A 9,677-nucleotide genomic window follows, 5' to 3' on the forward strand; every position below is an offset into this window, starting at 1 on the left:
CACCGCCCATCGCCAGGGCCAGGCGCCGCCGCGTGCGCCGCCGGCGGGCCCGGAAGCCGAGCCGCCGCGGCGGGCCGACCGGCGCCTCGGTCTCCAGCGCCCGGCAGACCGCGAGCACCCAGGCCTCGCCGCCCGGCAGGCTGAGCGGCGCCTCGCCCGCCAATGCCATCATGGGGTCGGCGGGCGGATGGTCGGTGCGAGCGACCGGCAGATGGCCCGGGAAGATCGCCGGGAAGCGCCCGGCGGCCAGGCGCTGGTGCAGCAGCGCCGGCCCGTCCGCCGGGCCGCCGGCCAGCACCACGCCGTGGCGGGGATGCAGCAGGATCAGCGGGATCGTGGCACCGCCCAGGCGGCGTTCCGGCAAAGCGAGCCAGCCCTGCGGCAGCGTCGCCGGTCCGGCGGCAAGAGGCGCAGTGGTGAGCATGGGGTCCCGTGGCCAGTCGCGGGTGCGAAGCCGCACAAAGGCCTAATCTGGCCATTGGTCCCCGCCGGGCGAGCACAAAGCTCCGAGAGCCTTGTGCGTTGCAGCACAGGGCTGCCCGGGATCCCGCTGCGCTATCGCCCGACCGCGAAGCCCGCCAGGGTCGCGTAGCCGCGGACGATGCCGGCAATCTCCTCGGGCGGGATCACGTCCTCGATCCGCGCGAAGCCCTTCGGCGCCAGCTGGCCGAAGACGTCCAGCACCCGCTCAGGCCCGCCCATCCGGTTGCTGGTGCAGATCGCCGCGGTCTTGGGCAGGCGCTCGGCCTCGTAGGCCCGCAGCGCCTCGGCCGGCGCCTGGGCCGCCAGGGCATCGGCCAGGCAGCGCGCGTCCAGCACCGCCTGGGACGCGCCGTTGGAGCCGACGGGGTACATCGGATGCGCCGCGTCGCCGAGCAGCGTGACGCGCCCGGCGCTCCACCAGGGCAGCGGGTCGCGGTCGCACATCGGGTATTCCAGCCGCTGGGGGGAGGCGCGGACCAGCGCCTCCGAGTCCAGGAAGGGCAGCCTGATCCGCTTCGCCAGCGGCAGCACGTCCTTCAGCCGCCCGGTGCGGGACCAGTCCTCCCGCCGCGGCGGCGGCTGCTCCCCGGTATCGACCTTGGCGTAGACCGCCCAGTTGGTCAGCCGGCGGTCCGGCGTGCTGCCGGGGCCGATGGGGTAGCAGACCAGCTTGGCCTTGAGGTCGCCGGCGATGAACATGACGTCGCCGGTCTCGTAGGCCGGCCAGTCCACCGCGCCGCGCCACATCAGGATGCCCTGCCAGCGGATGCCGCCGTCGTCGGGGTGCAGCAGGGCGCGCAGCGCGGAATGGATGCCGTCGGCGCCGACCAGCACGTCGCCCCGCACCGCCTGCTCCCCGCCCGGGGTGGCGAAGCGCGCGGTGACGCCGGCCGCATCCTGCTCGAAGCCCAGCAGCCGGTGGCCGCAACGCAAGGCGTCCGGCGGCAGGCGCCGTTCCGCCGCGCGCCAGAGCATGCCGTGCAGCCGGCCGCGGTGGATCGAGAATTGCGGGACGGCGTGCCCGGCATGCAGCCCTCGCGGCTCGGTCCACAGGGTCTGGCCGAGATGGTTGAGGTAGCGCAGCTCCCGCGTCCGGATGGCGATGGCGTCGAGCTCCTCGAGCAGCCCGAGCTCGGCCCATTCGGCGACGCAGTGCGGCAGGTTGTTGATGCCGACGCCGAGCTCCCGCACCGCCTCGGCCGCTTCCAGCACGGTGCAGGCGATGCCCCGGTGGTGCAGCATCAGCGCCAGGGTCAGCCCGCCCACGCCGCCGCCCGCGATCAGCACCCGCATCCCAGCCCTCCCCCGCCTGCGCGGAAGGTAGCGGCGGCTACCAGCCGCCGTCGAGCGGGGCCGAGAGCGGCACGCCGGCCACGCGGATGCCGGCGGGCCGGCCCCCCGCCGTCGCGCCCTGCCAGGCCGCGGTATAGGTCGTGGGCAGCGCCGGCCCGTCGGCGCAGGCCAGCCACAGCCGGAACAGGTGGCGGCGCTCCGCCGGGTCGGGGAAATCCTCGTAGGCGGTGCGCGAATGCATGATCCAGTGGTTGCTGACGAACTGCATGTCGCCAGGCTGGAAATCCATGTCGAGATGGATCGCCGGGTCCTCGGCCAGGGCGTCCAGCGCGTCGCAGGCGGCCTCCAGCGCCGGCGTGGTCCGCGGCACCTCGGGGAAGCGCTGCGCCTTGCGCATGGCGCTGCGTACGTAGGTCGCCACCAGCCCGCCATCCCGCATGGGGCTGAAGACCGGCACGGCGTACCAGGGCTCGGCGCCCTCCGGCACCTCGCCGCGGCGGTCGCGGTAGACCGGTTCCAGCAGCTCCGGCAACAGGTCGGGGTGGCGGCGCAGCATCTCGTTGAACAGCGCCCAGCTGCTGACGATGCTGGACTTGCCGCCCGCCTTGGCCGGCTTCAGGCAGAGCAGCCCGACGATGTCGGAGCTGTCGCAGTGGTAGGGCAGCCGCGCCGCGGTCTGGTAGCCGCGGTGGTCGGGCCTGGCATAGTCGGCGCCGATATCCTTCACATGGCCGAGGATATGGCCCATCGCGTTCTGCGACACCGGCTCCCCCAGCAGGGTGCCGAGGCCGAAATAGGCGATGGCGCATTGCCGCACGGTCCAGCGCTGCACCGGCACGCCGCGCACCAGGATGAAGCCGCGGCCGTGCAGCGTCGCCGCGCGAATCTCCTCGACCAGCGGCTGCAGCGCGGGTTCCTGCAGGTGTTGCGGGCCGATCGCGGCGATGTCGATGCCGGTGGCGTCGAGCCGCGCGACGGCGGCCTCCAGCGCGGTGATCTCGGCCGCGGCCAGCGGCCGGACCCAGTCGTTGCGTGCCGCCATCTCCGGCCCGTACCAGAGCGGCGGCCCGCTGCGCGCGGTGATGGCCATGCCGGCCTTTCCTTCCGTTTCCCCGCTTCAGCCTAGAGCAGATCGCAGAAGGGTGTGAACGCCCGGATGCGTGAATCTGCTCTGGCAATGAAGCGCCGCAGCGGCTTGCGTTCACCCCTGAACGCAAGCCGCTGTAGCCAGCGCCCCGGCCGCGGAGCAATCTCGGCCGGGCAAGAAGAAGGGGAGGGTCCCATGCGCCTCGGGGTGATGCTGCCGCTCGGCGATATCGGCGGCGAGCCGTCCGCCATCCGCGAATTCGCCGAAGCCGCGGAGGCGATGGGCTTCACCAATCTCGGCCTGCCGGACCATGTGCTGTCGGGCCGGCCGGGCGAGGGCGAGCAGTCCGCGCTCTCGAGCGGGCTCTACCAGGACCCCCTCGTCTGCTTCGGCTTCCTGTCGGCGGTCTGCCGTCCCACCACCGAATTCTCCACCCAGGTGCTGATCCTGCCGCAGCGCCAGGCGGCGCTGGTGGCGAAGCAGGCGGCCTGCCTGGATGTGCTGTGCGGCGGGCGCTTCCGGCTCGGCATCGGGGTCGGCTGGAACCCGGTGGAGTTCACCGGCCTCAACGAGACCTTCTCCAACCGCGGCCGCCGCTCCGCCGAGCAGGTCGCGGTGATGCAGACGCTCTGGGCCGAGCCCTACGTGACCTTCGCGGGCAAGTACCACCGCATCGAGGATGCCGGCATCAACCCGCTGCCGGTGCATCGCCGCATCCCCGTCTGGTTCGGCGGCCACGTGCCGCAAACGCTGGAGCGCATCGCCACGCTCGGCGACGGCTGGATCATGAATGCCTATCCGCCGGGCCCAGAGATCGAGGCGGAGATGGACAAGTTGCGCCGCCTGACCGAGGCGGCGGGGCGCGACCCGGCAGCGGTCGGGCTCGAGGTCTGGATCTCCGGCGGCGCCGGCGACGAGGCCTCCTGGCGGGCGGAGGCGGAATACTGGAAGCGGCTCGGCGCGACGCACCTGACGCTGACCAATACCTTCAACCGCCGGCACCACAAGCGCATCGCGGGGCGCGGCATGGCGGACCACCTGGCGGTGATGCGGCGCTTCGTCGCAGCGGTCGCGGACGTCGTGTGAGCAAGGCTGGGGGAGAAGGTATTCTCCCCCAGGACCCCCTCATCTATTTCTCCGAGCCTGGCGCCCGCTGCGCGGCGACGCCTTTCACTCAGGGCCAGGCGAAGGGTGATGGGAAGGGCCGGCCGAAGGGCCGCCCCGCCTTCACCACCTGCACCGGCTTCAGCCATTGCGTGCCCTGCCGGCGGTTGTTGCGCGTGTCTACAAATTCCACCGGCTCCCGCACCAGCTCGAGGATCGAGACGTCGCCCGGCGCGCCGACCTGCAGCGTGCCGAGCTTCTCGACGCGGTCGATGACCTTCGCCGGCTTCACGGTGGCCATCTCCACCACCTGGTCCAGCGTGTAGCCGTTGTTGAGGAACTTGCTCATCACCCAGGGCAGGAAGGGCAGGCCCGGCGTGTTGCCGGACACCGCGTGGATGTCGCTGCTGATGGTGTCCGGGCCGAAGCCCTGGTCGCGCGCCGGCTCGAACACCGTGTAGTCGAAGCTGCCGCCGCCATGGCCGACATCGATCACCACGCCGCGCTGCTTCGCCCGCAGCGCCGCCGGCACCACGCGGCCGTTCTGCACCGTGTTGTTGCCGGCGCCGCTGAAGGCATGGGTCAGGATGTCGCCGGGACGCAGCAGGTCCAGCACCGCCTCGATGCTGTCGGGCGCATTGCCGATATGGCACATCACCTTGGCCCAGGGGCCGGCCAGCTCGGCGGCGCGGACGGCGCGGCGCAGCGGCTCCAGCCCGTTGGTCCCCACCACCTCCTGCGTCATGCGCACCTTGATGCCGAGGCAGACGTCGCGGTTCTCGGCGGCGGTCTTCGCCGCCAGCTCGACCATGGCGTGGTCGATGTTCAGCATCTCCCCCACGGGGAAGCCGGCCAGGCCGAAATTGGCGATGTGCACGAAGCCCAGCAGCCGGGTGCGCGACCGCGCCATGACGGCGTGGCGGAACATCGAGAAGGTGCTGCTGCCGGCATCGCCGGCCGAGACATAGGTGGTGGTGGCGGTCCAGGGCACCAGCTCGTCCGCCGGCAGGCCGATCGACGAGACCTCGGGGTAGACATGCGCGTGCAGGTCGACCAGCCCTGGGCAGACCAGCTTGCCGCCGGCCTCGATCATCTGCGCCGCGGCGCTGGCGGGGATCTCCGGCTCCACCGCCACAACCAGCCCGTTGCGGATGGCGACGTCGCGGCGGCCGCGCAGCCCCTGGGAGGGATCGACCACCTCACCGCCCTTGATCAGCAGGTCGTGGCGCGGCGCCTGCGTGCTCCCCTGGGCGCCCGCCTGGCCACCGAACGCCATGGCGGCGGCCCCGCCCAGCAGGGCGCGGCGCGGAATCTGGTGCATGGTTTTCCTCCCCCATCTTGCGGGGCAGAATGGCACGGCCTGGATCGAGGTGTGCAATGGCGTTCGACGTGATCGTGGTCGGCATCGGCGGCATGGGCAGCGCCGCCGCCTGGCAGCTCGCCCGCCGCGGCCAGCGGGTGCTGGGGCTGGAACGCTTCGACATCCCGCATGTCATGGGCTCCTCGCACGGCGTCACCCGCATCATCCGGCTGCCCTATTACGAGGACCCGGCCTATGTCCCCCTGCTGCACCGCGCCTATGCGCTGTGGCGGGAGCTGGAGGCGGCGACCGGCGAGCGTGTGCTGCACACCCATGGCTCGCTCGATGGCGGGCTGGCGGATGGCGAGGTCTTCGAGGGCGCGCTGACCTCCGCCCGGCTGCACGCGCTGGAGCACGAGGTCCTGACTGGCGCGGAGGTGAACGAGCGCTTCCCCGGCTACCGCCTGCCCTCTGGCTACCGCGCGATCTTCCAGCCGCAGGGCGGCTACGTGATGAGCGAGCGCGCCATCGTCGCGCATGTCCGCGCCGCCCAGGCCGCCGGCGCCGAGATCCATGCCCGCGAGCAGGTGCTGGGCTGGGAGGCGCGGCCGGGCGGCGAGGGCGTCACCGTGACCACCGACCGCGGCCGCTACGAGGCCGGCCGCCTGGTGCTGACCGCCGGCGCCTGGATGGCCGACCTCGCGCCGCTGCTGCAGGGCGTCGCGGTGCCGGAACGCCAGGTGCTGGCCTGGCTGCAGCCGCAGGCGCCCGCGCTGTTCACCCCGGAACGCTTCCCGGTCTTCAACCTAGAAGTGGCGGAGGGGCGCTACTACGGCTTTCCCGTGGTCGAGGTCCCCGGCTTCAAGTTCGGCCGCTACCACCACCGCGAGGAGCACATGCCGGCCGAGGCGATGCGGCGCGAGGTGGATGCGGCGGACGAGGCGCTGCTGCGCGAATTCGCCGGGCGCTACTTCCCGCAGGGCACCGGTCCGACCATGGCGCTGCGCGCCTGCATCTTCACCAATACGCCGGACGAGCACTTCATCCTCGACCACCACCCGGCGCATCCCCAGGTGGTGCTCGCCTCCCCCTGCTCGGGCCACGGCTACAAATTCTGCAGCGTGGTGGGGGAGGTGCTGGCCGACCTCGCCACCGGGGACGGCAGCACGCGGCACGGGATCGGCTTCCTGCGGCTGGGGCGGCTCCGCACATGAAGGCCGGGGAGGAAGTATCCTACCTGGACCCTCCTCTGTTTCTCCGAGTCCGGCACCCGCCGCGCAGCGGCAGCCGACCCACAAGAGGGAAGGGAGGGGCTTGCGGAGGGAATACCTTTTTCCCTCCCCAACCTTCCTACCGCGCCAAATGCTTGTCGAAGAAGCCTGCGATCTCGCCGAACACCTCGCGCGTCTCGGGCGCGGTGTCGTCGCGGTTGTAGTAGGCATGCGCCTGCGCCTCGAAGACCTGCAGCGAGGCCTCGACCCCCGCGTTGCGCAGCGCGCGGTGCATCCGCACCGTGTTACTCAGCAGCAGGTCGCGCGTGCCGCTGGTCAGGATGGTCGGCGGGAAGCCGCGGACGTCGCCATAGACCGGCGAGATCAGCGGGTCGGCCAGGTCGTGGCCATTGGCGTAGAACACCGTCGCCGCATGGCAGAACCCGTCCACCGCGACCAGCACGTTGTCGACCAGCGCATTGGTCCGGAAGCTGTCCCCCGCGCCGGTCGCGTCCGACATCGGCGTGCCCGGCGCGATCGCCGCCGGCAGCGGAAGTCCCTCGGCCTTGGCCTTCAGCACCATCTCGAGCGTCAGCGCCCCGCCGGCCGAGGAGCCGAAAACCGCCATGGTCTTCGCGTCCCGCTCGCGCAGCGCCGCCTTCCACACCGCGACGACGTCGTCGAGGGCGGCGGGAAAATAGGCATCCGGCGGCATGCGGTAATCGATGGAAACGACGGGGTAGCCGCCGAGGCCCGCCATCAGGATCGCCTCGGGCAACCCGGCCTCGCCCGGGTTCAGCACGTAGCAGCCGCCATGGATGTGGATCAGCAGGCGGTTGCGGTTCTCGGGCTTGATCTCCTTCGGCGTGACGCGGAAGACCTTCACCCCGCCCATCTCGCCCGGCTCGACATCGACCTTCAGCCGGTCGCGCAGACCGGGCAGGCCCTGGCGGGTCGCCGCGGCGCCGGCCTCGGCCAGCTTGCGCCATTCCTCCGGCGTGGTCGGCGGGGTGTTCCAGCCGGTGCGCAGCGGCATCCCGATGATCTTCTGCATCTGCGGGCTGACCGTGCCCGGCACCGGCAGGCTGCGCGCCGGCAGCTCGCGCGGCGGCTGGTCCTGGGCCATGGCGGCCGGGGCATAGGCGAGCAGCGCGGCGGCGAGCGCCTGGCGCAGGGCGGGCATGGGCGGATCCTTCTCGGCTGGGCGCCACTCCACCCCAGCCATGCCTGCCCCGCAAGCCGCGGGGGCTTGACCCCGGCCCCGTTTACGGGCGGAACCCGGGGCGAGGGAGACCGCGATGCCGTCGATCGAGCTGAAGATCCTGGATGCCAGGCTGCGCGACTGGGGCCTGCCGCGCTACCAGACCGCGATGGCCGCGGCCATCGACCTGCTGGCCTGCCTCGACGCGCCGACCGAGATCGCGCCGGGCAGCCCGCCCGCGCTGATCTCCTCCGGCATCGCCGTCCATATCGGCGATCCGGGCCTGGCGGCGCTGGTGCTGCCGCGCTCCGGCCTGGGCCACAAGCAGGGGCTGGTGCTGGGCAACCTCGTCGGGCTGATCGATGCCGACTATACCGGCCCGATCATGGTCAGCGCCTGGAACCGCAACGCCCCGGGCACACCGCCGATCCGGCTCGCGCCCGGTGACCGCTTCGCCCAACTGGTCTTCGTGCCCATCCTCCGGCCCGGCTTCGCGGTGGTCGAGGAGTTCACCGCCCCGTCCGGGCGCGGTGCCGGCGGCTTCGGCTCCACTGGTCGCTGATCGCGCGCCGCCCCATATCGCCCCCATGGACCTCGATTTCACCGAAGCCGAGCTGCACCGCTATTCCCGCCACATCCTGCTGCAGGATGTCGGCGCGGTGGGCCAGGCCAAGCTGCGCGCCGCTCGCGTGCTGATCGTCGGCGCCGGCGGGCTGGGGGCGCCGCTGGCGCTCTACCTCGCCGCGGCCGGCGTCGGCACCATCGGCCTGGTGGACCACGACGCGCTTGAACTGTCGAACCTGCAGCGCCAGGTCATCCACGCCACCGCCCGCATCGGCCGCAACAAGGCGGAAAGCGCGGCCGAGACGCTGGCCGGCCTGAACCCCGAGGTCGCGGTCGACATCCACCCCGTGCGGCTGGACGCGGCGACCGCCCGCGACCTCATCCCCCGCTACGACCTGGTCTGCGACGGCACCGACAATTTCGCCACGCGCTTCCTGCTCGGCGATGCCTGCCACCTGCTCGGCCGTCCCCTCGTCTCCGCCGCCGTGCTGCGCTTCGAGGGCCAGCTCTCCACCTACACGTCGCATCTCGGCGCGCCGCATCCCTGCCACCGCTGCCTGCACCCGGAACCGCCGCCCGACGGGCTGGTGCCGAGCTGCTCCGAGGCCGGGGTGCTCGGCGCCGTCACCGGCGTGATGGGCACGCTGCAGGCGACCGAGGTGCTGAAGGAGATCCTCGGGATCGGCGAGGGCATGTCCGGCCGCCTGCTGCTCTGGGACGCGCTCGACGCCCGCTTCCGCACCATCAAGCTGCGGCGCGACCCCGGCTGCGCGCTTTGCGGCGAAGGCGCCACCATCCGCGACCTTTCGGCGCATGCCGCGCCGCCGCCGCTCGTCTGCAGCGCCGCCTGAATGGCGCCGCCGCTCGGCATCCTGCTGCTCTCGGGCGAGCATGAGCGGGCGCACTACGCCCTGGTGCTGGCGACCGGCGCCGCGGCGCTCGGGCGCGAGGTGACGCTCTTCGCCACCAATGCCGGCTGCCGGCTCTTCCTCGCCGGCCAGCCCTTGGCCGCCGAGCCGCGGGAAGCGCTGCTGGCCGGGCGCGGCGTCGCCGGCATCGCCACCCTGCTCGACGCCGCCGCGGAGCTCGGCATCCGCCGCATCGCCTGCGAGGCCGGGCTGCGGGCCGAGGCCATCCCGGCCGCGGAATTGCTGCCCGGGGTGGAGGTCGCCGGGGTGGTGACCTTCCTCGGCGCGGTCGGCGAAGGCCAGATTGTCTCCATCTAGCTTGACCCGGACGGCTTCGGCTTGGCATGCCGTGGCTGTGATGAATCCCCTGCGCGCCGCGCTGCCCGCCCTGTTCCTCCTGCTCGCGCCGGCGGTCCCGGCCCCCGCCCGGGGCCAGACCAGCCTCGGCCAGCCGGGCAACCTGCCACCGCCCCGCGCCGCGGCGCCCGCCGCGCCGGCCGCATCGCCCCCGGCGCCCTCCGCCCCG

The 9,677-nt window shown here is 72.7% G+C and carries 10 protein-coding genes; 5 read left to right on the forward strand and 5 right to left on the reverse strand.

Annotation, left to right across the window (positions count from 1 at the left end; all coding sequences use genetic code 11):
* The 3 genes from E2C06_RS33685 to E2C06_RS33695 form a co-directional block, all read right to left on the reverse strand.
* Nucleotides 1–424 (reverse strand): hypothetical protein (locus E2C06_RS33685; protein ID WP_206664819.1); only part of this gene is annotated, 424 nt, incomplete at its 3' end.
* Nucleotides 425–555: 131 nt separating this feature from the next.
* Complete coding sequence (locus E2C06_RS33690; protein ID WP_133292933.1) at nucleotides 556–1,776, reverse strand: flavin-dependent oxidoreductase; 1,221 nt, start codon at nucleotides 1,774–1,776, stop codon at nucleotides 556–558.
* Nucleotides 1,777–1,813: 37 nt separating this feature from the next.
* The gene (locus tag E2C06_RS33695) at nucleotides 1,814–2,866 is read right to left on the reverse strand and encodes a TauD/TfdA family dioxygenase (protein WP_133292934.1); all 1,053 of its coding nucleotides are present in this window, start codon (nucleotides 2,864–2,866) and stop codon (nucleotides 1,814–1,816) included.
* A 192-nt stretch (nucleotides 2,867–3,058) separates the two neighbouring features.
* Here E2C06_RS33695 and E2C06_RS33700 point away from each other — a divergent pair, with 192 nt between their 5' ends.
* Nucleotides 3,059–3,949: an LLM class F420-dependent oxidoreductase gene (locus tag E2C06_RS33700; protein ID WP_165982840.1), complete on the forward strand. Its 891-nt coding sequence runs from the start codon at nucleotides 3,059–3,061 to the stop codon at nucleotides 3,947–3,949.
* A gap of 88 nt (nucleotides 3,950–4,037) precedes the next feature.
* Here the strand turns inward: E2C06_RS33700 and E2C06_RS33705 are convergent, their stop codons facing one another.
* Nucleotides 4,038–5,288 (reverse strand): amidohydrolase/deacetylase family metallohydrolase, encoded by a 1,251-nt coding sequence (locus E2C06_RS33705; RefSeq protein ID WP_133292936.1) that lies wholly within the window; start codon nucleotides 5,286–5,288, stop codon nucleotides 4,038–4,040.
* A 56-nt stretch (nucleotides 5,289–5,344) separates the two neighbouring features.
* On the opposite strand from E2C06_RS33705, the gene solA reads away from it, so the two are divergent.
* Nucleotides 5,345–6,481, forward strand: a complete 1,137-nt coding sequence (gene solA, locus E2C06_RS33710) for an N-methyl-L-tryptophan oxidase (protein WP_133292937.1) — start codon at nucleotides 5,345–5,347, stop codon at nucleotides 6,479–6,481.
* A gap of 136 nt (nucleotides 6,482–6,617) precedes the next feature.
* Here the strand turns inward: solA and E2C06_RS33715 are convergent, their stop codons facing one another.
* Nucleotides 6,618–7,661, reverse strand: a complete 1,044-nt coding sequence (locus E2C06_RS33715) for an alpha/beta hydrolase (protein ID WP_133292938.1) — start codon at nucleotides 7,659–7,661, stop codon at nucleotides 6,618–6,620.
* A gap of 115 nt (nucleotides 7,662–7,776) precedes the next feature.
* Between E2C06_RS33715 and dut the strand changes: the two genes are divergently transcribed.
* Genes dut through E2C06_RS33730 form a run of 3 tightly spaced genes read left to right on the forward strand, consistent with a single transcriptional unit; the run spans nucleotide 7,777 to nucleotide 9,469 of the window.
* Entirely contained in the window at nucleotides 7,777–8,241 is a 465-nt protein-coding gene (gene dut / locus E2C06_RS33720; protein ID WP_133292939.1) for a dUTP diphosphatase, read from the forward strand.
* A gap of 25 nt (nucleotides 8,242–8,266) precedes the next feature.
* On the forward strand, nucleotides 8,267–9,094 hold the full coding sequence (locus tag E2C06_RS33725; protein ID WP_133292940.1) for a HesA/MoeB/ThiF family protein: 828 nt from the start codon (nucleotides 8,267–8,269) through the stop codon (nucleotides 9,092–9,094).
* Nucleotides 9,095–9,469 (forward strand): DsrE family protein, encoded by a 375-nt coding sequence (locus E2C06_RS33730; RefSeq protein ID WP_133292941.1) that lies wholly within the window; start codon nucleotides 9,095–9,097, stop codon nucleotides 9,467–9,469.
* Nucleotides 9,470–9,677 lie beyond the last annotated feature (208 nt).

This window comes from Dankookia rubra, from assembly GCF_004355005.1.
Lineage (GTDB): Bacteria > Pseudomonadota > Alphaproteobacteria > Acetobacterales > Acetobacteraceae > Paracraurococcus > Paracraurococcus ruber_A.